Genomic DNA, 26,533 nt, shown 5'->3' with positions numbered 1-26,533 from the left:
CGGGCCCTATGAATTGTTATAGGGCGATCGCAAGAGGAGAGGGTTAGAGAGGGACAGAGGGCATAGTTCGACGGCATAAATGCTTTTTGCTGAAAAGAAACTTCCCTCGGAGCCGATCGGCGATCGATCGGTGCAGCTTTTGAGTTATATCTTATACATAAGACCTGTGCGATCGCGGCCGCAGGTTTTTGCCGGGGTTCAAGCCCTGTGGTATGAGGCACACTCAAGATGCGATATGATTGAAGATGTCAGTCAAGACATTAAAACCTACCCCGCTTTATAGCAGTCTACGCTTCTGTGAGCTTGCTGCAAGGCAAGGATAGCAAACCGCCATTCATTTGTGGTGACAAAACCTGGCTCAATAATTTGAATCTCAGGATATTTAGAGTTAATATTCTCAAAAATTCCATCCCCGACGCAGGGGTGAGAGTTCAAACAATAAAAGCCCGCCCACTCAAAAAAGCTAGTGCCACTAACAACTGTCGTAAATCACTAGCACACTTCTTAAACTCACAATCTCTGGAGATTCCAGGTACAAGCATGGCAGAAATAACTAAAGAAGAAATGCGCGAACGGCTGGGAAATATCGACCAGATTCGCGATATAATTTTTGGAGCGCAGCTTAGAGAATACGACAATCGCTTCGATAAAATAGATTCAGACTTGTCGATGATGCAGCAAGATATGCAAGCTCGCATCGAACAAGTAAAAACAGTTCTGTCAGCAGAAATGAAGGCGGCAGTTGATTCGTTAGAAAAGAAAGTTAAATCGCTCACCTCAAACACCCAAGAAGAAAGCGCAGACATCCGTCAGCAAGTCGATCGCGTTAACCGCAAATTCTCCAGCAGCATGGAAGCCCTGGACGAGGCGATGGACAATCAAACCAGTTCGCTTCGCGACGAACTCTCCCAAACCAGAGAGCGACTATCTGAAGAAACCCGCACTTTGAAAACACAGGTTTTTGAAGAACTAGATCGCCGCTTTTCCATGCTCAGAGATGTTAAAGTTTCCCGAGACGACATGGCAGAAATTCTGTTTGAACTCGGCATGAGGCTCAAAGGAACAGAATTTGTCCCCGAACTTAAAGGCGTTGCTGATAATAAGTTAAATACCGAATTTCTGTTGCCGGAGCGCCACCATCACGGATAATAACGCATGGCTTTACCGAAAGAAAATCCGGCTGACGAAGATGAGTTAGAGGGTTTTGTTTCTAAACCTGACGAGTCCGCTGCCGATGCAGCAACCCAGCTAGAACCCTTGCTGAATCTGTTAGTCGATCTCAAAATTATTGCTGGTTCAAACCAGCAAAATGCAGAGCCCGAAGGTGACAGCAGCAGCGAAAACGATCGAGCTGGGGCTCTCGGCGGGTTGATGGATTTGTTAGGTATTTCTTCAGAAAAGCAAGAGGAAGTTGCAGCGAGTCTGCCCGAAACTGGCGATCGCAAACCGGAGTCTGGCGATTCCCTGGCTGTTGCAGACGAGTTTAAAAGTTTGCTGTTCGCTACTCAAAAACTGAACACTTCAGAACTCGAAAAAAACTATTCCTCCGCTAAAACTATAGATGTTTCAGCGATCGTCCAGCCGGACTTGGAGGAGAAATCAGAGCCACTCCAAGAGTTGTCTAACTTGACAATGAAAGATTCTCTACAGGAAGTACAGGCTCAAAAATCCCACGGGTTCGATCGGCATTTACAGGATGTTTCCCCTCCCGAAACCGAGTCCAAATTCTCGGTAATTCCCCATAACCCCATAGTTTCCCCAGTCTCAAATCCACCAGAAACTGGATATTTAGATGCTGCGATGGCTTCGGCTCTAGAAATCCCAAACTTACTAGAACAGCCGACAGAAATATTAGGCCAAATTAAACAAGACTTAAATCAAGCCGACAGCGCGATGGAAACGCTGCAAACTCTAATTTTCGGCTCAAAAATATCAGATATCGAGCAAGTCAAAAATCTGCTGGCAGAAAACGATTTGCCGGGGGTGCGCCACTTGATGGCAACAATCGACGATAAATTAGGAAAATTGGAGCACCAAATCTACGAGCCCCAAGAGTTGATTGAGTTGATGCTGCCTTGGATCGCAGAAATTCTCAGCCGCAAAATTGCCGATTCCAGAGAAGAAGTTGTCAAGGCGATCGGGCCAATTATTGACGAAGTGATTAAGGCAAAAACTCAGGAAAATAAGTCGGCAATGAGTGCGGCAATAGCTGAGCTGCTGCCCGACGCACTTGCTCAACAAATAGTCAATTCGCCAGCGGATATTGCTCGCGCGATCGCCCCAGAAATCGGTCTGGCAATTAAAGAGCAAATTCGCCTCGACCAAGAGTCGATCGCCCAGGCCCTTGCCCCGGAAATGGGCAAAGCGATTACAGCCCAAATAAAACTCGAACGCGACTCTATGGTGGATGCCCTCTATCCCGTAATTGGCAGTACAATTGCTCGATACATGGCAGAAGCTATCAAGACAATCAATGAAAAAGTGTCCAATGCCATCAGCGTCGAAGGATTCCAGAGAAAAATTCGTTCCAAAGTACAACGAGTCTCCGAAGCTGAATTAATCCTCCAAGAATCAGTACCCTTTACCGTCCAAGCAGCATTCTTAATTCACAAAGCATCAGGCTTGATTATTTCCGAAGTTCAAAACTCAGAAAGCTACCAGTTAGAATCAGAAATGGTAGCAGGAATGCTCACAGCTATTCGCAGCTTTGTTAACGAGTGCATCGTTGAACCCGGAGAAGCTTCCGAACTCAATCAAATTGAATACGGCGACTCCAAGATTATGCTAGAAGTAGCGGGATACTGCTACCTGGCAGTCGTGATTAAAGGAGAACCGCCACATTTGTTTATCAAAAAACTGCGGCAAACAGTTAGTGATCTGATCCTTAATTACGCTCAAGAAATCCACGAGTTTAACGGCGATCCCGGTACTATACCGGAGTCGCTGCACCCGTTCCTAAAAAATTTATTCGACCCGCTTCACAAAGAAAAATCAACAAAACCCCCGATCGCCCTAGCGGCTATCAGTTTAACAGCCCTGAGCTTAATCTTAGTACCTTGGGGAATTTATCAGTACCACCGCAGCATTGACCGCCGCCTCGAAGCAAATGCCGCTTTAGCTTTAGCATCGACCCCAGAATTAGCGGTTTACCGCTTAAATGCCGACGTTGAGGGCAACACTCTCAAGTTAACCGGACAGTTGCCAAATGCACAATTGCGGGCAAAAGCTGCAAAAATAGCTGCATCAACTGCACCCAATCTGAAATTAGAAAATAAAATTGTTGCTGTAGATGTTCCCCCAGATCCAGTGTTGGCAGCGGCTGAAGTGCAGCGGATCACCGCTGTTTTGAACCGCTTGTCGGGCGTTTCTATTTCTAGTCGGTATGGCGATCGCAAAGTTACAGTAGATGGCACAGTTATGGACCTAGCAGACACACAGAAAATAGCTCAGTCCTTGAAGCAAATTCCAGGTGTTCAGTCGGTCATCAGTACGGTTAAATTAGATCCCCTGAAAATTACAACTCGCATATACTTCGAGCCAGGAACCACAAAATTAGACTCTACATATGGAGAAATCATCGCCAGTGTCAAAAATTTCATGGCTCAATATCCTCAAAAACATATTAAGATAATTGGACACAGCGATCGAACTGGGGAACTTGCTACAAATCAACAGTTGTCGCTCAAGCGTGCCGAAGCAGTGCGAGATGCTTTAGTGCGACAAGGTGCTGACCCGAAGCGCCTCCAAACCGTCGGCAACCCCAATCCTCCTGCCGACGTGGAACCCAATCAACCGCGCCTTTTAAGCAGATGCGTGCTATTTGAACCAATAACTAAGACCGTAAACAGTAAATAATTATGTCAGTTACTATATCTAAAAAAATGTGCATGATCGGCGATTTTGGCGTCGGCAAAACCAGCCTGATCCGCCGTTTTGTCGATCGGCAATTCAGCGACCAGTACCTGTCCACTGTGGGAGTAAAAATTTCCAGAAAAAGCGTAGAATTAGAAGGCGTAAAACAGCGGGAAAACTTGACTGCACAGTTGCTAATTTGGGACTTAGAAGGGCATACAAAATTCAAAGGAATAGCACCAACTTACTTGCAGGGAGCTAGCGGCGTTTTAATCGTTGCCGATGTCAGCCGAACCGAAACAGTTGAGCGAATCTCCGAACACATTCAGCTTTTTTCTTCAGTCAATCCTAAAGGGTCAATAATCGTCGCTTTGAACAAAGTAGACTTGATTGACGAGGAAAAATTGGGGGTGCTAGTGGAAATATCCCATTCGATAGGTCAAGACAAAGTAATAGCAGTTTACGCGACATCTGCTAAAACAGGCAAAGACGTTGACGAAATCTTCTATAAACTAGCTTACACAATGGTAGAACAAGTATGAACCCCCTTTTGAAAAAGCTGTTGGAGCCGCGAAAAACCGAGTATTTTGTAGTAAATCACCATTTCATCATTCAAGAAACCTCCGCCAAAGTGCAGCATTATGCCGATACTCCGGGCTACGCGATACCCGGTGCAGATGCTCGCACGAGTTTTCCAGAACTGATTGGCATTGAAAATATCCTCATGTCTATCATTATGGGACGGCTGCCGAGTTTTGATCTCAAAGGTATCGCTCGGTTTGCCGACCACAACCGCCCTTTATACTTTGATATGTTGGCTATCAAACATGAAGACGAACAAGAAGATGTGCCCAGTAAATTGCTAATTTTGATTGAAGATGCCACCGAAAAGATGGTGATGAAGCAATCGTTGATTCAGAGGGCGAATGAAGCTAATCTTTTGGTGAGCGCCTTAGCCGCTTCTAACGATTATATAGATAAAGTTATTCGCTCGATGGGCGATGCTTTGTTGGTGACAACAACATTAGGAACTATCAAAACAGTCAATCAATCAGCACAATGGTTATTTGGGTACAGCGAAGCAGAATTGATCGGCCGCCCCCTCTCCACAATAGTAGTCGAAGAAAAATTGCTTTACCAAGCTCGCCACCGCTATATTTTGTCTCATAAAGAGCTGCTCAAAGAACTGGAAGTAATCTGCACTACTAAAGCAGGAGAAGAAATTTGGGTAGAATTTTCCTGTGCGCCAATTCAGACAGAATTACAGGAACTTTACGATTTCATCTATATCGGCAGGGACATCACAGAACGCAAGCAAAAAGAAATAGAAATTCGCCGCTCTTTGGCAAAAGAGCAAGAACTCAGACAGGTAAAATCTCGTTTTTTTTCGATGCTCGCTCACGAATTTGGCAATCCTTTAAATACAATATTATTTGCTACTAAAATCCTCCAAGACTACGGCGACCAAATCACCCACGAGGAAAAACAAGAATACCTCGAACACGTTAAATCAGCATCTAAACACATGGCTCAGCTATTAGATGACGTGCGGTTGCTCAGCAGCGCCGAAGCCGGAAAACTCGAATTCAATCCCGCACCAGTTGACTTACAAAAATTTTGCAGCGAGTTAGTAGAATCAATTAAAATTAGTTACGCAAAAAATCATACAATTAATTTTATTTGCCCCGAGTTAGTTCCGCCCGGAAAAAAAATAGAGAACGAGTCGGAGGAAACGCAAAACTGGCCCGCACTCGATGCAAAATTGCTGCGGCACATCTTGACAAATTTGCTGTCAAACGCTGTCAAATATTCGCCGATCCACAGCAATATTTATTTTGAATTAAATTGTGACAATGAAGAAGCTAAATTTCAAATTAAAGACGCAGGCATTGGCATTCCTATCGAAGACAGAGAACAACTCTTTGAATCTTATTACCGAGCGCAAAATGTCGGAAAAATACCAGGTACAGGACTGGGTTTATCCATAGTGAAGCTGTGTGTAGAGTTGCACGGAGGTCAAATCGAATTTTCCAGCGACAAAGGTTTAGGCACTACCTTTGCAGTCAAAATTCCCTTTTACAAACAGAGACCAATAGATTAATTTCAGATAATTCGGTACAACAGAAGGCGCATTTACTACTACCAATTTCACATGAAAACCTTATTAAAAAAACTGTTAGTTCCCCACCACTTGGAGTACCTAGCACTGGATAAAGACTTTTTAATCCAAGAAATCTCTCTCAAAGTGCAGCGGTTTGCCGATAGTCCCGAGGAAGTAGTCGCCGGCAACGATGTCCGCATTCCCTTTCCAGAATTGGTGGGAACTGAAGAAATTTTAATCGATATTTTTGAAAGACGTTTGCCCAATTTTGATTTAAAAGCGATCGCGCGGGTATTAGGAAATGGCTTGCAGCTTTATTTTGATATGTATATCGTCGAGTTCACCGATGACGATAATTATCAGAGATTAATTATATTTTTTGAAGACGTAACCGAGAGGATGGGTTTGGAACAAACTCTAGTCCAAGCTACCAATGAAATGAATATTTTGTTGACTACCTTAGCCGCTACTAATAATTATGTTGAAAAAATTATTAGTTCAATGGTCGAAGTTTTATTGGTAATAACAGCCTCGGGAAAAATTAAAAAAGTCAATCAAGCGGCTCAAGATTTGTTCGGTTACAGCGAATCAGAATTAGTAGGCCAGCAAATAGACGCTCTTGCTGCTGTTGGCTCCTCTTTGCAAGCAGTCAGCCAAGATCCACCTCAACAATCTCAAACTAACACCGAAGTAATTTGCCGGGCAAAAAACGGACAAAAACTAACAGTTTCGTTTTCCTGTACGGCGATTTCGACTGACATTAAAGGTATTTTTGAAGCAAGAGCCGCCGTTCAAGATTTCGTGTACATCGGCCGCGATGTGACAGATAGACAGCGCGCCCGCCAGCGACAAATAGTTCAGTACGTAACCACCCGCATCCTGTCGGCATCCGAAACAATCAAAAAAGCTCTAGCAGCAATTCTCCCCGCAATTTGCGACAGCTTGGGATGGGATACTGCCGAACTTTGGATGCCAGAAGCTGGGGAAAAACTGCTGTCAGAAACTAAGAGAATAACTGCGGTTTCCGACCCCAATTTGCGGTGCGTCGCCAGTTGGACCAAACGCTCAGTTTCTATCCCCAAATTTGCCGAATTTACCGAACAAATGACCTGTGCGTTTGGTGAAGGATTGCCCGGTCTCATTTGGGCCAGCGGTTCTTCTCAGTGGATTGCAGATGTCGCAGAAAGCGACAGTTGTCTGCGCCGAGAAATCGCCGCCGCCCAAGAAGGACTGCACGGAGCTTTTGGCTTCCCAATTTTGGGCGACTACGAGCAGGAAAATTCTGCTCGGTCTGTGTTGGGGGTAATAATTTTTTTCAGCCGGGAAGTGCAGTGTTTTGATGAAGAATTGCTCCAGACAATGGCAACCATCGGCAGCCAACTGGGTCAATTTATCAAGCGCAAGCAAGCGGAAATAGCTTTGCGGGAAAGCGAAGAACAACTGCGAGACTTATTTGAAAATGCTACTGACTTAATTCAAAGTATTGGAGCCGACGGTCATTTTTTGTATGTAAATCGGGCTTGGCGGGAAACTCTGGGCTACAGCGAAGCAGAAATTGCTCAAATGACTGTGTTTGATATTATTCATCCCAACAGTTCCCAAGAGTCTCTGGATATATTGTATCAAGCTATTATCAATAAAAACGTAAATGAAAATACACTTTGTCCAGACTCAATTCGAGCAATATTTATTACTAAACATCACGAACAAATTTTGTTGGAAGGTAGCATAAGCTGTAAATTTGCGGAAGGTTCGCTAGTAGCGGTTCGCGCTATTTTGCGAGACATTACTGCTCGAAAGATGGCAGAAGACGCCCTCGCAAAATCTGTGTCCCTGCTGCAAGCAACTTTTGATTCTACTGGGGACGGTATTTTAGCTATTGACAGCAGAGGAAAAATAGTCACTTTCAATCGAGAATTTGTGGAAATGTGGGGCATACCTAATGAAGTGATGGCACTCCGAGACGACGCCACAACGATCGCCTTTGTCCTGAACCAACTCAAAGATCCCCAAGCATTTCAAGAGAGAATAGAATCGCTTTACGAACAGCCAAAAGCCGAAAGTTACGACTTGTTGGAATTTCAAGATGGCAGATTTTTTGAACGCTATTCGCAACCGCAGCGGCTCGGAGATCAAATTATCGGCAGAGTCTGGAGTTACCATGACATTACGGAACGCAAGCAAGCAGAAGATGCCCTGCGGGAAGAACAAGAAAAATCAGAAAACCTGCTGTTAAATATCTTACCCAAGGCAATAGCAGAACGCCTCAAGCAAAACGAAACTACTATTGCCGAATACTTTCCGGAAGTGACTGTTTTGTTCGCCGACATTGTGGGGTTTACTGCTTTGTCTGCCGTCATGAATCCGATCGAACTCGTGGAGATCCTCAATCAGATTTTCTCAGGATTCGACCTTTTGTGCGAACGGCACGGGTTAGAAAAAATTAAGACCATCGGCGACGCATACATGGCGGTTGGAGGGCTGCCCAATCCCCGGGCAGATCACGCAGACGCGATCGCCAAAATGGCCCTAGATATGCAAGCAGAAATAGCCCGATTTAATGCTAGCCATAATAAATATTTTAGCATCCGCATCGGCATTCACAGCGGCCCGGTTGTTGCCGGAGTAATTGGCATCAAGAAGTTTATTTACGATTTGTGGGGCGACACGGTAAATATTGCTTCCCGCATGGAATCTCAGGGTTTGCCTTGGCGGATTCAAGTTAGCGAAACTACTTATAAGTTAGTGGCAGACAAATATTTGTTTCAGGAGCGAGGAATTATTGAAGTTAAAGGCAAAGGGGAAATGAAAACTTATATTCTCCTTCGGCAAAAATAAAGTCGGTCATAACTCATCAGTCATCAGTCCTCTGGCTGATGACAAAAAGTGTTGCTAAAGTTAATGAGCAATACTTTTTGGCCAAAACTGATGCAACTTGCTAATTTGCCGGCAAATTTACGATCGCCCGACGAAGTTGTGGATCGCCACCCTGTGATGGTTGCGCCCTCCACTTGCCTCGGGGATGCGATCGCCCTGATGCGTAGGGCGATCGACCCTTGTCCGCTGTCTAATTCACCGCCGCACTCAAACGAAACGGTAAAACCATCGATTAGTTCCGTCTTAGTTGTTGATGAAAATCAGCTAGTCGGACTGTTAAGCCCGGAAGATGTGCTGAACTTAGCCGCCGAATACGAATGGCAAGACATGAAAGTTGCCGACGCAATGACGCGGAATTTAATTGTCTTAAAAGAATCAGAATTTAGAGATATTTTCACCGCATTTAAGCTATTTTGTCAAAACTCGATTGATTGCTTGCCAATTGTGGATGAACGGGGTCAGCCCGTAGGTTTAGTAAGCGAAAAAAGGATTCGCCCAGCAATGTATAGCTGGATCGAGACACTGCATCAAGAAGCTGCAAAACTTCAGGAACAATCCGAACTTTTAGACGGCAATTGTGAACTAGAAAAACGAGTCAGCGATCGCAAAAAATCCGAAAATGTCCTGCTGCAAAGCGAGGCGCGCTACCAGGCGATTGTGGAAGACCAAACCGAACTGATTTGCCGCTACCTCCCCGACGGTAAAATCACATTTGTCAATCAAGCTTACTGCCGTTATTTCGGGGTGCAACCGTTCGACTTGCTCGGCAACAGCTTCATGCCGCTGATCCCAGAACCAGACCGAGAATTTTTTCAAGAGCAATATACTTCTGTGTCTCCCGACAAGCCTATTTTTACTTGCGAACACCGAGTAATTTTGCCGAGCGGGGAAATTCGCTGGCAGCAGTGGATCGATCGGGCTATATTCAACGAGATCGGACAAATCGTCGAGTATCAAGCAGCAGGCCGAGATGTCACGCAGCTCAAACAAACAGAAATCGCTTTGCAGCAGCTCAATGCAGAGTTAGAACTGCGAGTCCAGCAGCGGACTCAATGGTACGAACTGGCAGTATCCGCAGGCAAAGTGGGGGTTTGGGACTGGAATTTGGAAACCGACGAAATCTACATTGCTCCGTCTTTGAAAGCTTTGTTGGGCTATCAGGACGCAGAGATTCCCAACCGCATGGAAAATTGGGTGTCTCACGTTCATCCCGACGATCGAGTTGCAGTCTCGGAAGCAGTAAATGCTTATCTAGATGGTGTGGCAGAAAGTTATGAAGTTGAACACCGGATGCTGCGCAAAGACGGCAGCACCTGCTGGATACTGGCCCGCGGCAGCGCGATCCGATCGGCTTCCGGCAAGCCCTACCGGCTGACTGGCACTGACACCGACATTACGGATCGCAAATTGACCGAAGAAAAACTCCAAAACTCCGAAGCCGAACTGCTGGCGCTGTTTAATGCCATGACGGATATCGTGCTGGTTTTTGACGCAACAGGCCGCTACCTCAAAATTGCCCCCACGGCTCCCGAATTGCTGTACAAACAGGCTAATGAAGTCCTGGGCAAAACCCTCGCCGAAATCTTCCCAGAAGCAGAAGCTAATTTTGTGCTGAGCCACATTCGCCAAACATTGGCATCTAGGCAAACCCACAGAGTTGAATACAGCATGGAAATTGGCTGCAAGTTATTCTGGTTTGATGCCAGTATTTCGCCCCTGGATCTCGATCGGGTGATGTGGGTCGCCCGAGACATTACCGCTCGCAAACAGGCAGAAGCAGCACTGCAAAAGAGCGAGGAAAAGTTTCGCAACTTATTTGACGATGCTCCGATCGCGATCGGTTTGACAAGCGTGCGCGACTACCGCACTATCAAAGTGAATGAAGCTCACCGCCAGATGTTGGGCTACAGCGATTCGGAGTTGGCGACGATGACTTTTACTCAACTGACGCATCCAGAAGATTTACAAGCAGAATTGGAGCAAGTCAAGGAGTTGGTCTGCGGCAATATTTCTCGCTTCGGGATCGAAAAACGCTTAATTAAGAAGAATGGCGAGCTGATCTGGGCAAACTTGACGGTGACGCTGATCCGCGACCGCGAGGGAATTCCTCTTTACAGCATGGGGGCGATCGAAGATATCAGTTATCGCAAGCGGGCAGAAATGGAATTTCAGCAGTTAAAAGAACGCCTGCAATTTTTACTGGCTTCTAATCCGGCGGTAATTTTTACTGCCGCACCTACAGGAGATTTTTGTACTACTTACATTAGCGACAACGTTAAGGCAATCGTTGGCTACGAACCCCAAGAACTGTTAGCAGATTCTAAAATTTGGTCGAGCCGGATTCACCCTGAAGACCGGCGACTATTTTTAGAAAAGTTTTCTAATCTGTCCGAGGGTAAAAATTGCATTTGCGAGTACCGTTTTCTGCACCGAGATGGACTTTACCGCTGGCTGCGGACGGAACAGAAACTATTGGTTGACAGCAGGGGCATTCCGATCGAAATTATTGGTTACGCCGCCGATATCACCAATTCTAAATATGCCGAAATCGCGCTGCAACAGCAATTCGAGCGAGAACGGCTCGTGGAGGCGATCGCCCGTCGCGTCCGCCAGTCTTTGCAATTAGAAGAAATTCTCAACACTACGGTTGCCGAACTCCAGCAAGTATTGTTAGCCGATCGAGTTTTGGTTTATCAAATTTTACCCAAAAAGGGCGGGCAAGTCATTGCTGAAGCCGTGGCAGAAGGATGCAGCCAACTCCTGGATAGATGTTTTGGCGAAGAGGTTTTTCCGCTTGAAAGTTATCAGCTTTATTTGCAAGGGCGAATTTCTGCGATTTCAGAACTAGATTCTCCCAGCATTACACCTTGTGTGATGGAGTTTATGAAAGAACTTCAAGTTAGGGCAAAGTTAGTAGTGCCGATTATTCAGCACAGCCGGCTTTGGGGATTGCTGATTGCCCACCAATGCGATGGCCCTCGTGAGTGGCAAGAATGGGAAATCAATTTATTTCACCAGTTGGTGAATCAATTAGCGATCGCCATTCAGCAATCTCTACTCTACCAGCAACTGCAAGCTGAATTGAGCGAACGCAAACAAGCGGAAGCAAATTTGAAAAACTCCCTCAAAGAAAAAGAAATTTTGCTCAAAGAAATTCACCACCGCGTCAAAAACAACCTCTGCGTAGTTGCCAGTCTGTTAGAATTGCAATCTAACACAGTTGCCGACCCGCAAATAGCCAAGATGTTTGAAGAAAGTCAGAATCGCCTTTACTCTATGGCTCTGATTCACGAAAAACTGTATCGCTCGACTAACCTGGCGCAAATCAATTTTGGCGAATATCTCGAAGATTTAGTAAGTAACTTGTTTCACTCTTACAATATTAGTGACAATCACATTCAGTTGCAGGTATTAGCTGAACCAATTTACCTAAATATTGAAACTGCTAGTCCCTGCGGTTTAATTGCCAATGAATTGGTTTCAAATACCCTCAAACACGCTTTTCCTAATGGCACTAGCGGTACAGTTAGTGTAGAATGTTATCAAACGGGCGATGGAGAGATCAACCTCTTAGTTAAGGACAACGGCATCGGCTTTCCTCAAAACTTAGATTTTCGGAAAACTAACTCAATGGGCTTTCAAGTTGTCTGCACTTTAACTGAGCAGTTAGAAGGAAAGATCGAACTGTCAAGACAAAATGGCACAGCCTTCCACCTAAGATTTAACGAGTTAAACTATTCTCAAAGGTTCTAAAATCATGGATTTAGCAGAAAAAGCAATTAATATTTTGATTGTCGAAGACGAACTATTAATTGCTAAAAATTTATCCCAAAAATTAGAAAAATTGGGATATCAAATCGCAGACATCGTTTCTTCAGGAGCCGATGCCATCCAGCGGGCAGGCGAACTGGAACCAGATTTAATCTTAATGGATATAGTCATCAAAGGCGACATTGACGGCATAGAAACAGCAGTAATAATCAATCAAGAATTAGATATCCCAATTATCTATACAACTGCCTATGCCGATGACGAGACTTTGCAGCGAGCCGAAAAGACTGGCTCTTACGGCTACCTCCTCAAACCGTTTAAACAAAGAGAACTGCACGCCACCATCAAGATAGCGCTGAGCAAACATCAAGAAGCCGTTAAAATGCAACAACTAATTGCATTGGCAGCAGCCAAAAGCGAAAACAGGTCTCGATTTATTTCAATGGCATACCACGATTTAAACACTCCTTTAACTACCATACAGCTATCGGCTGAAATGTTGGAAGATAGCGAATTGCATAAAACCCCAGGAACGACAAATAAAAATGTCGAGCGGATTAAAAAAGCCGTCAGCAATATGAGTGAATTGCTGGAGGAAATTTTAATGCTCAGCAAAGCCGAATCCGGAAAACTTTCCTTGAACTTAAATCCGGTAAATGTGATTGATTTGTGCAAATCTATTTTAGAAGAAATGCAACCCCTCGCTACTCAAAAACACTTAGTAGCTTTTCGCAATCGAACAGAAAAAATCCAAGCCAATCTGGATGCAAAACTGCTGCAACACCTCCTCACTAATTTGCTGTCAAACGCTATAAAATATTCTCCTAATGGTGGGAATATATGTCTAGAATTAAGCTGTGAGGGTAAACAAGTAGTTTTTTGCGTTAGAGATGAAGGGATTGGCATGACAGCGGAATATCAGGGGAAATTATTTCAGCAGTTTGAACGGGGTGGGAATGTCGGCAAGATTAAAGGATCGGGGTTAGGACTTTGCATTGTCAAACACATAGTTGACCTGCACGGCGGTACAATAAGTGTGGAAAGTGAACTAGGTAAAGGTACTACATTTATTGTCGCGCTGCCTTTTTTAGTAATGAGTCATTAGTCAGTAGTCAGTAGTCAGTAGTCATTAGTTAGTAGTCATCTATCCTTCTTCCTTCTTCCTTCTTCCTTCTGCGATAAATCGATCGGGAGATAAAAGCTCGATCGCCCTATCTTCTTCTCCCCCCGCCCAATTAGCAAATCGCTCAGCCAAAGCAGGTACAATAGCCAAAGGATTGCTGAGACCCGAAAAAACGTGCAATCCAGGGCGATCGGCAATCGGCCCCACTACAGGCAAATTATCTGCGCTAAATGCCACAATACACTCGTGCCAAGTTGCCGGTAAACCTGCCAAAGCAGGCAAAACCTTTCCGATTCCTGCACGAATTGCCGTTTCGCTGGTTTCGCGATCAACTTTAGCATTCAAATCGCTCAAAGTGCGCGACAATTGCCCGATCCGCAAACTGCCATCATTAAACTGAATTGCACCCGAATCTAAAATCGGCGACAGCAACTCTTTACCAGGTTTATCCCAAAGAAAATCCACCTCAATTCTACTCGATTCAGCTTCCAATTCAAAACGTTTTAATACCGCAGGCATCACCAAAGTCCTGAGTTTCAAATCCACAGGTGCAGTTTCCAAAATCTCCGTGCGAGTAAAATAAACTCCCACAGAAACACCAGCGGTCTTTAGGAAACTCCGACTCCAACCTCCTGCACAAACAACAGCATTTTCACAACAATAAATTCCCTGCGCCGTCTTGACTCCCGAAATCCGATTTCCCTCTTCAATCAACCCAATTACTTCAGCAAATTCTATAGTTCCTCCCAACCGCAGAAACCCTTGACAATAAGCTTTATTTGTGGAAGTCGGCGAAATGTGACCGTGACGCACAGTCAGAGCTCCGGCGATCGCACTTTTATTCAGCAAAGGTTCCAACTCGCCAGCTTCGGCAACGCTCAAAAGCTGCGGAACAATCGCAAAATGCGCGTAATTAGCCGCAGCTTTTTCGGCATCACAGCCCGCATCAATTGTCAGCAACAAATCCAACTCGCGAAACTCAGTATCAGCATCTAATTCCGCCGATAAATTGCGGTGGCGTTCGATACCTTCCCCACACAATTGCCGAGTTAAATCAGTCGTCCCCGACCAATAAGCCAAGCCGCCGTAACTAAAACGAGTAGCATTTTGCATGGTAGCATCTCGTTCCAAAAGCAGCACAGCAAAACCTTTTTTTGCCAGTTCGTAACTCAGTGACGCACCCGTAATGCCACCGCCGACAACAATCCAATCGTAACTTTTCATGGGCAACTCAAAGGGAAGGAAAATATCATGTTTAGATTTTACCTTAGGTTTTTTCCGAACCAGCCGAAAAGCCTCTTCCTGTAGGTAGAGGCTGCCTGCGATCGGCATAAATGAAACTTCCACCCCTCGGGAGATGTATGTGCAGGGAGATTTTTCGTTCAATAGTAGGAATTACAGCCAGCGTCAGCAAAAAATTAGAAACACCAGAGGGGTTTTATGAGTATCGACAAACCAGGCAAAGATATGGAGCGTACTGTCAATCCGGGCGATCGCATTTCCGAAGAACCGCAAAGCATCGAAGAAAAAGCCCAGCAACTGGCGGTAGACCACGTGCCCGACATCACGGGAGATGTTGTTACAGTTCCAACTTATGTGGTCGTAGAAGAACCGGATGGGGAAAAGAAAGCTTTGCACCACGTCAAAGACGCCGACGAAATTTCTGACGTAATTCGGCAGGCCCGCGTTGACGAAAATGGCGAGCGGGTTTGGGATTAATTTCAATCCAATAAAAACGGCTTAGTTGTACAAAAGTTATCTGTAGGAATCATGGAAACAAATCCCAGAAATAGTACGCCCTATCCCAATCTGCCGCCGATTCTCGAAAGTGACGACGCAGAATATCGCGACGCCGGCATTACGAGTACGCTTTCAGTTGCAGGCCATCCCATCCACCCCATCATCGTCATCTTTCCGGTAGCCTTTTTAGTAGGAGCCGCCGGCACGGACATCGGTTATTGGCTGACAAGCGATCCGTTTTGGGCGAGAGCTTCGGTTTGGCTGATGGGTGTGGGTTTTGCTGCGGGGATTTTGGCAGCAATCACGGGCTTTTTAGATTTTTTCAAAGTTAAAAGAGTGCGCGATCGCAGTGCCGGTTGGTTGCACATGGGCGGCAATGTGGCGGTTATGGTACTTACCCTAATTAACCTGGTGTTGCGACAAGGAAATCCGGCTGAGCCGATCGTATATACAGGTTTAGCAATTTCGATCGTCGTAGCAACCTTGCTGGGCATTACAGGCTGGTTCGGCGGCGAACTAAGTTTTCGCCACAAAATCGGCGTCATCGGCCCTACCAGTCATAATTCCTAGGTTTATGACCATTTTTAGTAGGGACTTCAGTCCCTCTTTATTGGATAATTTAGGACTAAAGTCTTGGCTACAAACTTAAAGATTGTCCCACCCAATTCAGATAAGCATCGCTGCCAGCGATAATAGGAATAGCAATAATTTCAGGAACTTCATAGGAATGGAGTTCCTGAAGTTTTGTTTTTAAAGCCTCAAATTTAGCCAAATCAGTTTTAATTACCAACTGCCACTCTGACTCGGCATGAATCTCGCCTTGCCAAGTATAAATCGAGCGAATTGGCGACAAGCTCACACAAGCAGCCAGCTTGTGTTCAACTAGAGATTTAGCGAGATTCTCCGCCTCCGCCTCCGATGCCGCAGTTACCAGCACCACCCCATAATTAACAGTCATAACGATTTGAGATTTGAGATTAAAGAATAGATTTCAACAGAAAACCTTGAGCGTAGTTTTTTTTAAGGAGAGGGCAATGCCGTCTCCGGCGCCGATATCTGCCACTTTTAATAATTCTAGTTTGCGATCGCGCGGTTGACCATCACCTTGGTTTTTTAATCCAAATACACGCGGTTAAAAGCCTCAATAAAAGTTAAAAAACCCGGTTTCTTTGTGGGCGAGTGCGATCGCGAACTAAATTCGTATAAAATTGAGGATTGTCAGAAGACTTTTTTAAATTGATATTAGTTTTTAGTTGTCATTGGTCGATAGCCAACAATTTCCCATTACCAATTACCAATTACCCATTTGAAATCTCATTAACTTCCCAAGAATTGACTTGGCCCGCCGCAGCTAAGGAAAAGTAGCGCCTAGTAGATTCCGGCAAAATAGCTCCCGCCAATAAAGCATTATCTAAATTAGCTCCTATTAACGTCGCCTCACTCAAATCTGCCGCCATCAAATCAGCTTGACACAGCTTCGCCCAATTCAGATTTGCCTCTCTCAAACAACTTCCCCTCAACTTAGCCCCGGTTAAGTTTGCACCCGCCAACTTTACCCCCCGCAACTGAGCCGCGCTGAAATTCGCCCCTACCAAATTCGAGCCTTCCAAATTAGCTCCCATTAGTTTAGCTTCGCTCACGTTGACGCCGCTCAAATCTGCACCGCAGAGATTCACCCCTGTCAATTGCGCTCGCCGCAGACTGACTCCGGTTAATTGAGCTCCAAAAAGTTTTGCACTGTTGAGCCTTGCACCGTAAAGGTTTGCCCACTTAAAATTAGCTCCTGTCAGATTCGCGCCCAGCAAGTTAACTAATTGCAAGTCGGCGCTGCACAAATTCGCATTCCACAACGCAGCACCGCGCAGGTTTGCGCCCGTTAAAGTTGCGCCGCTTAATTTTACCCTCGGCAATTTTGCTTTTACCAAAAAAGCCCCGCTCAAATTCGCTTTTGTCAAATCTGCGCCTGAGAGTTTGGTTTCGCCCATTTTGGCAAAACTCAGATTTGTTCTTTGCATCTGTGCGCCTTTGAGTGTTGCTTTGGTGAGAAACGCTCTACTGAGGTTGGCCCCGGAAAGATTAGCTCGCGAAAGGTTGACTCCGATTAAGATTGCTCCGCTGAGGTTTGCCCCGCTGAGGTCGGCTCCAGCAAAGTCTCTTTGTCCTTTTTCGTAATTGTTGAGTAGTTCGCTAACTTCCATAGGGCGTGATACCTTCTATGATTGGGGGGTTTCGAGCGAGAAATCTCTAATCTTAAGGTTGTTTCAGAAATTAGACTGTTTCAGAAATTAGACTGTTTCAGCGTTTGCCTCAAACTGTATAAATTCAGTTAGCATTACTTTCTGTTTAAACGCGCTCTCTTAATAAAGATTTTATATCTTTCTCGTGGTAGCGATCCCCCTTTCGGTATTTTTGAATTAAAAGTTAATGTTTCTTGACATAGATAGTCATTCCTTAACGATCGACCGTAATTCGCAACTTCAGGCGCAGCTTGCCCTTTAATCCTGCAGGAGGTTGCCAGGAACTCAAGGCCCTCTTGAGAGTCTCTACGGCGTCTGTTGCTTGCAGCGTCGAGGTTTGAGTATCTATCCCCACTCGCGCCACGCGGCCGTCTTGTACCGATAACTCCCACACCGTTTCACCGCTAACCCCCGCCGGGAGATTAACAGATTGCAGGTATTGAGTCAAAGCGGCGATCGCCCCGGCATCCAACCCTTCGGCGCTAACTACTTCCCAGCGAGAAGCCTTTGGCTGCGAGGGTTGCAACTCACCGTTACCTCGCTGTCGCGGCGGCGGCGGCATAACAGGAGCTGGCATCACCGGCGCCTGGGCGCGAGTCGGGGTAGCGTTCCTAATGCCGCCCCTAGTTGACTCTGCCCCTCCCGACTCGAAAATACCTTCATAGCTGACACCCTGTGGCAATTCCACAGGTACTTGCACGCGGCGACGAGTTCCATCTGGTTCGACTCGCACTTCTTCGCTCACAGCCACAAAAGCCGTGTATTCCGACAGCAAGCGATAAGTCAGAGCAGTATTAGTTACAGCTTCTACCAGAGATTTAGTCTCGGCACCAAACATTTGATTCATTAAATCTTTAATGCGCGATCGCCCCCAAAGTTGAGCTACCGCCGGATTGCCAAAATCCGTAGCGGTTGCTGCGACTGAAGTAGACTCCCGCTGCCGTCCGCCGGATTGAGCAAAATTAACAGGTAAAACTTGCTCGTAAGCTTTGCCGCCCGCAAGAGTGCCGCGGATGCGAAGTTGACCGTTAGATCGATCGGTCTTTTTCCCAAACAAGACTAGCGGCTGACTCGCAAACAAGTCTGGAGGTGCGATCGGATAAATTTCCGGTTTTTCCCCCACTCCTTCCCAACTAATTTGAATATTAGTCAATACCGGACTATTAATGTGACGAAAAAACTTTTCTGTCGCTTCTGCCGACTGTTCATCTTGACGAATTACTTGAGACGTGCCTCTTCCCACTTCCGCCAAACGGTTGAGCAAAAACCGATTCACCGAACTGCCGACACCAAAACTATAAAGTCGATTTCCCGGTTTCAGACTCCGCTGAACCTGAGCCAGCACTTCATTTTCATTACCAATGTAACCGTCAGTAATTAGTACAATACTCCGCAGCCTTCCCGTTGCCGCACCCGGAAAATTCATCACTGCTTGAATGCCGTTAAGCAGTTCAGTGCCACCGTTAGCCTGCAACTTGTCGATATAATTAATGGCGCTTTGTCGGTTGGCAGCCGTATTTGCTAAAGGAGTTGTTGAAAGTGCTTTTGTCGTGTTGGCAAAATCAATAATAGTAAAAGTATCGTTAGGATTCAGCCCTTGAATGAAGCGGCGCATCAACTCCTTAGATTTTGCCAGCGGTTCGCCCTGCTGAGAACCGGAAGTATCCATCAGAAACACGACATCTTTAGGTACAATTTCATTAGTTTTGTAGTTTAATGCCGGAATCAAATAAGTAGCAAAATGACCGCCCCGCTTGTCGGATTGAGTCAAAATAGTTGCTCGAGTATTTTCGCCCGCCACTCGATAGCGCAAAATTAAATCTTTATTGGGAATTGTGTCTGAATTGGCTAATTGGACTTGCACAATATTGCCGCTGCGGTCAGTTGTAATTTGATGGGAAGTAGAGCGGACATCGCCGATCGCCACTCCGGCATCTATTTCTACCGAAACAGCGATATTGTGACCCGATCGCGTTCCGGGAGGCAAGACAGGCGGGTTAATGCGATCGGCATCGGTCGAATTTCCCGAAATATAGCGCGGCCCAACCACCATTGGAAACACAAATTCGTAATCGCCGCCGGCAAATTTGAGACTTTCGGTGTAGCGAATCGTAACTTCAATTTTTTCTCCGGGTTTGATGTTCGCCAGAGACTGAGTAAAAATATTGTCGCGTTCTTGTTCCAACAAACCCGCAGTCCGACCTTGCTGTCTGGCTTGTTCGTAAATTTCCAAAGCTTCCTCGCGGAGTTTGATATCAGCTTTAATAGTGCGATCGCCTATTTTAATTTCCATATCGTCCACCGCCGCTTCGTCGGGCAAAGGAAATACATAAACAGCTTCTAAAGATTCGGGAAAAGGATTTTCAAACTTCTGAACAACTTCGACGCGGGAGATATTGCCAGCAATTTTGGCTTTAACTTCAGTCTGCTTGAGAGGAAAGACTTGTTCTCTGACCGTATTTTGAGTTTTGACGAACAAACCGCCGACTGGACACGGATTTTGTGGCGATCGCGCCCCATTGCACTTAACATCGTTACTAGCGAGGATTTTCGGCGACAGAGACAAATAATTTTCCCCAGGAGCTTTTGCCCGCGCCGCATTTGGAGCGAGCCACGCGCCACACTCGATCGCAGCGAGCAATGCGATACCAGCAGAAAGCAACCGTTGGGGGGATAGAACGCAGACAAACTTCATAGCTGTTTTTTTGGCAGACTTGAGGTGCTTTTTTTACCATGACCTTACGATTCGCGAAACGTTCCTGAGTTAGGTTTTTGGGAAAAATGGCTGAGGGGGGTAGGGTCGAGTTTAGATTTTAGATTTTAGATTTTAGATTTTAGATTGACTCCAGAGGGGCGGATTGGGGGGTGACAGTTTTGTCTAAGCCATGATTGCTCTGGGCGACTGCAGTCGGCTTGCATCCGTATTGGGGTGATGTCGGTTGGGGCGATCGTCCGCGAAGCCAAACTACAAAATTGTATGATAGTTAAATAATTAAATCACTCTAACCTCAACCTCTCAACCTCTAATAAATTGAAAAAGCCATGAATTTTATTAACCCCAAAACAGACTTTGCATTTAAAAAAATCTTCGGCTCTGCTGACAGCAAAGACATTTTGATTAGCTTTTTAAATGCCATCCTCTACGAAGCGCAGCCAGTCATCGAAGATTTAGAAATTCTTGACCCTTATTTAGCTCCCAAAATCAAAGGAGTTAAAGATACTTACTTGGATGTCAAAGCTAAAATTGGTGGCAGCAAAACTGTGATCATTGAAATGCAGGTGTTGAATGTAGAATCCTTTGAAAAGCGGATTTTATACAATGCTACCAAAGCTTACTCAGTGCAATTGAAAAGCGGAGAAAACTACAACCTCTTAAATCCCGTGATTGCCTTGACGATTACAGATTTCCAAATGTTTGAGCATCTGGAAACAGTAATTTCGCGGTTTTGTATCAAAGAGAAAAACAACTTGGTCGATTATTTGGCGGATGAATTAGAATTTGTATTTGTTGAGTTGCCAAAATTTGACAAGACTTTAGCAGAATTAGAGACTCTGACTGATAAGTGGATATATTTTATGAAAACCGCTCGGACGTTAAGGTCTGTGCCGGAAGAGTTGGGAAATGTACCCGAACTCCGCAAAGCTTTTACAATTGCCAATGAAGCAAATCTCGATCCTGATGAATTGGAGGATTTAGAAAGGCGAGAAATTTTTATTCAAGACCAGCGCGGGGCAATTACCAAAGCTACCAGAATCGGGATAGAACAAGGAATAAGACAAGGCATCGAACAAGGCATCGAACAAGGCATCGAACAAGGCATCGAACAAGGCATCGAACAAGGCATCAAACAAGGAAATATGACATTAATTGTTCGTCAGTTGGAGCGCAGTGTCGGCCTGCTGTCGCCGGAGATCAAAACCCGCATCGCTCAGTTATCCGCTCAGCAATTAGAGAATCTAGGAGAGGCACTATTAGACTTTGCCAGTGTGTCAGATTTGACAACTTGGTTGCAAGCACATAACAATCGTCAATGAAGGGTCAAATGGGTGTAGGGGCATTCCCCCGTGGTTGCCCTTATGGATTACCTATGTCACATTTGAGTCTGACCTGACATTCAAACATCTAAAGTCGAAAATCCTATGAGCAAATTTGTGTTTGTGACCGGCGGCGTGGTTTCCAGCATCGGCAAGGGAATTGTCGCTGCTTCCTTGGGCCGCCTATTGAAGTCGCGGGACTATTCTGTCTCTATTTTGAAGCTAGACCCTTATATTAACGTTGACCCCGGCACTCTCAGCCCGTTTCAGCACGGAGAAGTCTTTGTGACGGAAGACGGTGCGGAAACCGATCTGGATTTGGGGCATTACGAGCGTTTTACCGATACTTCCATGTCTCGCCTCAACAGCGTCACCACGGGTTCCATTTATCAAGCGGTGATTAACAAAGAACGCCGCGGCGAGTATCAGGGGAGTACGGTGCAGGTGATTCCGCACATCACTAACGAGATTAAAGAGCGAATTCACCGAGTAGCAAAAAATACTAACCCCGATGTGGTGATTACGGAAATCGGCGGAACGGTGGGAGATATTGAATCTTTGCCATTTTTGGAGGCAATTCGCCAGTTTCGCAAGGATGTCGGGCGGCAAAATGTTGTGTATATGCACGTCACGCTGATACCTTGGATTCCTTCGGCTGGGGAGATGAAAACTAAACCGACTCAGCATTCGGTGAAGGAATTGCGGTCGATCGGCATTCAACCAGATATTTTAGTCTGTCGGTGCGATCGCCCGCTGTCTTTGGGCATGAAACAGAAATTGTCGGAATTCTGTAACGTGCCCGAAGAATGTGTCATTACCGCTCAAGATGCCAAAAGTATCTACGAAGTGCCGCTGATGATGGAACAGGAAGGTTTAGCGGAACAAAGCATCAATTTGCTGCAACTCGAACCGCGGCAACCCCATTTGACTCAGTGGCAAACCTTAGTCAAGCGGCTTTACAGTCCCAACCACAAGATTGATATTGCTTTGGTGGGCAAATACGTGCGCTTGAACGATGCTTATCTTTCGGTGGTGGAAGCTTTGCGGCACGCAGCAATCTCGATCGGCTGCGACCTGAATTTGCATTGGATTAACTCAGAAGATTTAGAATCGGGAAACCTCGAAAATTATCTCAAAGATATCAACGGCATTCTTGTACCCGGAGGTTTTGGGATTCGGGGAGTAGACGGCAAAATAGCGGCGATCGAATATGCCAAACACCATAAAATACCCTTTTTGGGATTGTGTTTGGGGATGCAGTGTGCTGTGATTGAATGGGCCCGCAACATCGCCCAACTACAGGATGCCAACAGCGCTGAATTTGACCCAGATACATCAAATCCGGTAATTAATTTATTGCCAGAACAGCAAGATGTAGTCGATTTGGGCGGTACAATGCGACTAGGTTTGTATCCGTGCCGCGTCAACCCAGACACCCTCGCTTTCAAACTTTATCAGAAAGAAGTGATTTACGAGCGGCACCGCCACCGGTACGAATTTAACAACGCCTACCGCAATCTTTTCTTAGAATCAGGTTATGCAGTCTCCGGGACATCTCCCGACGGCCGATTGGTAGAAATGATCGAATTGCCCAACCATCCCTTTTTCATAGCCTGTCAATTTCACCCCGAATTCCAATCTCGACCTAGCGCCCCCCACCCCTTGTTTCAGGGGTTTATCGAGGCGGCAAGCATCCAGGGAAAGCAGGATTTATTAGAAGTTGAGGGGCGCGACTTGGTGGCCGGGAAACTTGCAGGAAACTGATCTGATATCATGTCCGATCGATTAGTTCTGATATATTAGATGTCTGTAGGGGCAGGTGAGAGTACACAATATTCAAATCAGGCAGACTATCGAGCGTACTCTCACCCGCTCAACCTAACAATCGGATTGGATTCGGGTCGCACTTACCGGACTAGATATCGGGCAGCATTCTCAACCAGTGAAAAACCTCATCCCCCACCCCTAACAGAGGGGTTGGGGGGGCTAGTACCCGAAGGGAGAAGGCAAAAGGCATTCAGCAGAAGGTAAAAATGCTGATATTTTTAGTTAACTTTTTAGCTTTAATTTTAAGGGTGATACCAGTTTCACAAAAAAATGCAACTTTAGGCAAGTTCCAAACCCCGATAGTCATCAGTCATGCCCAATCTAAAATCTAAAATCTAAAATCTAAAATGGTATGAGTTGTCAAACTATTCTAAAATACCAGGACACACAGGTTTGAGGAGGCTTTGTGGCTTATTGGAGCAAAATTACTTATGAGAAAAGTACATACATAATTGACCTTGACACTATTAGTGCTTTTTCTAGCGAACTGGATAACAAGCGTCTCACCTTTTGGCTGCCTAATAGCAGTCAGCCGATTATCCTCAATCCCCAAGGCAATTATGAGGCTTACAAGCAAGTTCTCGATTACCTCAAAAAAACCATTGACCGCAATTCTAGAGGCTCGTGGATTAAAATTAATTATGACCGCAAAGAATTTGCGATCGATATGAGTCGAATAAGCTCTTTTGCTTGCGAGCAGAACGGTCGGCTAAGCTTTAGCCTGCCTGACAGCGCAACTAATATTGTTATCCTCCGCCAAAGCAACCCGGAAGCTTATCAAGAAATTCAGGAATACATTAAAAATACGACTGGACAATCTCTGCCATGAAGAAGTCATTAGTCCTTAGTCCTTAGTTAGAAGCATGAACAATGAAGGATAGTATGTTTAGTAACTCCTCACATTCATTTTGTTTTATTTGACCTAAAATGCTTAGGTTGCTTCCTAAGTTTAGATATTAAAAAAGCGCAGTAAAATGCGCTGCTTTTTTTAATTTTAACTATTGAACAAGCTGCCAAGCTAATTTGGCTGCCCCTACCATACCTGCTTGATTGCCCAATTCAGCCACCAATAACTGCAAATCTTCGCGAGAACTCGGCAGTACACGTTGCTGAATTTCTGCTTGAACCTGCGGTAAGAAAAATTCTGCACCAGCACTAATTCCGCCGCCGATAATAATAGCTTCCGGCGTTAAAATATAAATTATGCTTGCCAAACCTATACCCAGATAGCGCCCGTAATTTTGCCAATATCCTAAAGCTTTGGCATCTCCAGACTTAGCTAAATTTGCTAATTCTACAGGTTCCAAACCAGTTTGCCGGCGAATTGCCTGCACCGAAATATACTGTTCTAAAGAACCGCGATTGCCGCTGTTGCACTCCGGGCCGTCGGGATTTATAGCAATCAATCCTAGTTCTCCTGCCGTGCCTTGATGGCCTGCAAATAGTTTGCCGTCTATGATAACTGCACCGCCGACTCCTGTACCTAAAGTTAGTAAGATTAGGTTTTTAAAGTGCCTTCCTGCACCCAACCAAGCTTCTCCCAATCCGGCACAGTTGGCATCATTTGCTAATATAGTTGGCAGTCCGGTTTTAGCTTCCAACCAGTCAGCGAGGGGGACATTGTGCCAGTTTTTAAGGTTAATTGCGACTCTGGCTATGCGGCCAGCGGCGTCTGCGGGGCCTGGAGTGCCGATGCCGATCGCACTTACAGCATTTTCGGTCGGATTCAGTTGTAAAATAGCATCGGTCATCGCGGCTAAAACGGCTTCTGGTGTTGCGGGTTGAGGGGTTGGGACTGTTAAGGATTGGTGACAAATGCCGTCTTCGCTAAATCTGCCGAGTTTAATTGCGGTTCCGCCTAAGTCAATGCCGATTACTTGTGTCATTCGATTTGGGGTTTTGGATGCAAATATTTGGGATTAATCCTAATAGTATAAACGTATTATAGGGTGCGCATTGCCCACGTTACCAATTAAGTTTCTCGTGAGGACTTCAGTCCTAAAAGTCGTATTTTAACTGTATGATAATTAGGGACTGAAACTGCGCTTAATTCTTAATAGTATCATACCGATCGCAATACTTAGCAAAAATTATGGATACAAGCAAGTTGGTCTATTTAATTTCGCCTAACTTACGTTGCGCTACCTCTCGGTTGTGCAAAGCATCGTGGTAGTCTGGTTTGAGAGCAATTGCCTGGTTATAAGAGGCGATCGCCTCTTCAAATCTTCCTAAATGATACTGCTCATTCCCCCGATCGCACCACGCCTCAGCATCTGCATTAACTTCCGATTCTTCCTCCGCAGCCTCAGCGCCTGTGCGGTTCACTTCCCCAGAAAAGCCCAAACCATCCCCAACAAAAACCGCCTCAATAACCCTCCCCTTTGCATCCTCCTCCTCAACCTCCGGCAGCGGAAATCGTGTCAATATCTCTCGCCCAATTTGCCTCGCAACCTCTGACAATTCCCCGCTGCCAATTCTACCTAACAATACCAGCCGCTGCGCCAATTCCTGAAGCGATGCCACGGCATCCGTAGCAGCAGCCTCATCATGTTCGCCCTCTAACAATCTTTGCCCAAACCGTCGCAACCAAGCTGCCAATTCACCATCTTTAAGGCGTTTTGCGATTAAGAATCCCGCTACATCCCCTCGACTCCAGCCGGCATTCACCCCTTCGAGAATTTCCATAAATTTTGACTCGTATTCCGCATCAGTTAGGGTGGGGCGGATGGCGGTATTTCCCGGCGGGGAGGGTGGGGTTGGGGTTCCGAATATTCGCTGAATTAGTCGTTTGAAAAATTGCAGAATTTTGTTTAGCATTTGTGGGGTTTGGAGGGTGGATATTTTCTATTTTATAGCAATTATCAAAAGTAGGATTACATATATAGCAATCCTAAATGATTTTCTATATCTAGAGCAATCCTAAATGATTTTCTTTGTGTAAGTATATTGACGTATTTTGGGGAAATCAAA

The 26,533-nt window shown here is 45.5% G+C and carries 19 protein-coding genes; 13 read left to right on the top strand and 6 right to left on the bottom strand.

Going from position 1 to position 26,533, the window contains the following annotated elements:
• The first annotated feature begins 79 nt into the window (after positions 1-79).
• From E5S67_RS20190 to E5S67_RS20155, 8 genes are all read left to right on the top strand, one after another.
• Entirely contained in the window at positions 80-283 is a 204-nt protein-coding gene (locus E5S67_RS20190) for a hypothetical protein (protein ID WP_172190190.1), read from the top strand.
• 257 nt (positions 284-540) lie between these two features.
• On the top strand, positions 541-1,149 hold the full coding sequence (locus E5S67_RS20185) for a hypothetical protein (RefSeq protein WP_172190189.1): 609 nt from the start codon (positions 541-543) through the stop codon (positions 1,147-1,149).
• 6 nt (positions 1,150-1,155) lie between these two features.
• A complete protein-coding gene (locus E5S67_RS20180) occupies positions 1,156-3,855 on the top strand; it encodes an OmpA family protein (RefSeq protein WP_172190188.1) in 2,700 nt (899 codons plus the stop codon).
• A 2-nt stretch (positions 3,856-3,857) separates the two neighbouring features.
• Positions 3,858-4,394, top strand: a complete 537-nt coding sequence (locus E5S67_RS20175) for a Rab family GTPase (RefSeq protein ID WP_172190187.1) — start codon at positions 3,858-3,860, stop codon at positions 4,392-4,394.
• Positions 4,391-5,953: a PAS domain-containing sensor histidine kinase gene (locus E5S67_RS20170; RefSeq protein ID WP_172190186.1), complete on the top strand. Its 1,563-nt coding sequence runs from the start codon at positions 4,391-4,393 to the stop codon at positions 5,951-5,953. Before E5S67_RS20175 ends, E5S67_RS20170 begins: the two co-directional genes overlap by 4 nt.
• Before the next feature lie 51 nt (positions 5,954-6,004).
• Positions 6,005-8,791 carry an adenylate/guanylate cyclase domain-containing protein gene (locus E5S67_RS20165; RefSeq protein ID WP_172190185.1) on the top strand — a complete coding sequence of 929 codons (2,787 nt, stop codon included), beginning with the start codon at positions 6,005-6,007 and terminating at the stop codon, positions 8,789-8,791.
• Between the two features lie 63 nt (positions 8,792-8,854).
• Positions 8,855-12,583: a PAS domain S-box protein gene (locus E5S67_RS20160; protein WP_246276886.1), complete on the top strand. Its 3,729-nt coding sequence runs from the start codon at positions 8,855-8,857 to the stop codon at positions 12,581-12,583.
• Positions 12,584-12,587: 4 nt separating this feature from the next.
• Positions 12,588-13,706, top strand: coding sequence for a hybrid sensor histidine kinase/response regulator (locus E5S67_RS20155; protein WP_172190184.1), 1,119 nt, complete (start codon positions 12,588-12,590; stop codon positions 13,704-13,706).
• A 39-nt stretch (positions 13,707-13,745) separates the two neighbouring features.
• On the opposite strand, the gene E5S67_RS20150 is transcribed toward E5S67_RS20155, so the two are convergent.
• Complete coding sequence (locus E5S67_RS20150; protein WP_172190195.1) at positions 13,746-14,948, bottom strand: NAD(P)/FAD-dependent oxidoreductase; 1,203 nt, start codon at positions 14,946-14,948, stop codon at positions 13,746-13,748.
• Positions 14,949-15,164: 216 nt separating this feature from the next.
• Between E5S67_RS20150 and E5S67_RS20145 the strand changes: the two genes are divergently transcribed.
• On the top strand, positions 15,165-15,443 hold the full coding sequence (locus E5S67_RS20145; protein ID WP_172190183.1) for a hypothetical protein: 279 nt from the start codon (positions 15,165-15,167) through the stop codon (positions 15,441-15,443).
• A 51-nt stretch (positions 15,444-15,494) separates the two neighbouring features.
• Positions 15,495-16,034 carry a DUF2231 domain-containing protein gene (locus E5S67_RS20140; protein ID WP_172190182.1) on the top strand — a complete coding sequence of 180 codons (540 nt, stop codon included), beginning with the start codon at positions 15,495-15,497 and terminating at the stop codon, positions 16,032-16,034.
• A 67-nt stretch (positions 16,035-16,101) separates the two neighbouring features.
• Here E5S67_RS20140 and cutA read toward each other — a convergent pair whose 3' ends face one another.
• The 3 genes from cutA to E5S67_RS20125 all read right to left on the bottom strand — a co-directional run bounded on the left by cutA (position 16,102) and on the right by E5S67_RS20125 (position 20,396).
• Positions 16,102-16,422: a divalent-cation tolerance protein CutA gene (gene cutA, locus E5S67_RS20135; RefSeq protein ID WP_172190181.1), complete on the bottom strand. Its 321-nt coding sequence runs from the start codon at positions 16,420-16,422 to the stop codon at positions 16,102-16,104.
• A gap of 340 nt (positions 16,423-16,762) precedes the next feature.
• The gene (locus E5S67_RS20130) at positions 16,763-17,662 is read right to left on the bottom strand and encodes a pentapeptide repeat-containing protein (RefSeq protein WP_172190180.1); all 900 of its coding nucleotides are present in this window, start codon (positions 17,660-17,662) and stop codon (positions 16,763-16,765) included.
• A 253-nt stretch (positions 17,663-17,915) separates the two neighbouring features.
• Positions 17,916-20,396 carry a VIT domain-containing protein gene (locus tag E5S67_RS20125; protein ID WP_172190179.1) on the bottom strand — a complete coding sequence of 827 codons (2,481 nt, stop codon included), beginning with the start codon at positions 20,394-20,396 and terminating at the stop codon, positions 17,916-17,918.
• Between the two features lie 347 nt (positions 20,397-20,743).
• Here E5S67_RS20125 and E5S67_RS20120 point away from each other — a divergent pair, with 347 nt between their 5' ends.
• From E5S67_RS20120 to E5S67_RS20110, 3 genes are all read left to right on the top strand, one after another.
• On the top strand, positions 20,744-21,736 hold the full coding sequence (locus tag E5S67_RS20120; RefSeq protein ID WP_172190178.1) for an Rpn family recombination-promoting nuclease/putative transposase: 993 nt from the start codon (positions 20,744-20,746) through the stop codon (positions 21,734-21,736).
• A 105-nt stretch (positions 21,737-21,841) separates the two neighbouring features.
• Positions 21,842-23,500: a CTP synthase gene (pyrG, locus tag E5S67_RS20115; RefSeq protein ID WP_172190177.1), complete on the top strand. Its 1,659-nt coding sequence runs from the start codon at positions 21,842-21,844 to the stop codon at positions 23,498-23,500.
• Between the two features lie 469 nt (positions 23,501-23,969).
• Positions 23,970-24,392: a hypothetical protein gene (locus tag E5S67_RS20110; RefSeq protein WP_172190176.1), complete on the top strand. Its 423-nt coding sequence runs from the start codon at positions 23,970-23,972 to the stop codon at positions 24,390-24,392.
• 169 nt (positions 24,393-24,561) lie between these two features.
• On the opposite strand, the gene E5S67_RS20105 is transcribed toward E5S67_RS20110, so the two are convergent.
• Positions 24,562-25,449 (bottom strand): ROK family protein, encoded by an 888-nt coding sequence (locus E5S67_RS20105; protein WP_172190175.1) that lies wholly within the window; start codon positions 25,447-25,449, stop codon positions 24,562-24,564.
• A 226-nt stretch (positions 25,450-25,675) separates the two neighbouring features.
• On the bottom strand, positions 25,676-26,380 hold the full coding sequence (locus E5S67_RS20100; protein WP_172190174.1) for a tetratricopeptide repeat protein: 705 nt from the start codon (positions 26,378-26,380) through the stop codon (positions 25,676-25,678).
• Between the last annotated feature and the right edge of the window lie 153 nt (positions 26,381-26,533).

Origin of the sequence: Microcoleus asticus IPMA8 (genome assembly GCF_013179805.1) — a bacterium.
GTDB lineage: Bacteria > Cyanobacteriota > Cyanobacteriia > Cyanobacteriales > Microcoleaceae > Microcoleus > Microcoleus asticus.
This window is presented reverse-complemented; position numbering and strand designations above follow the sequence as displayed.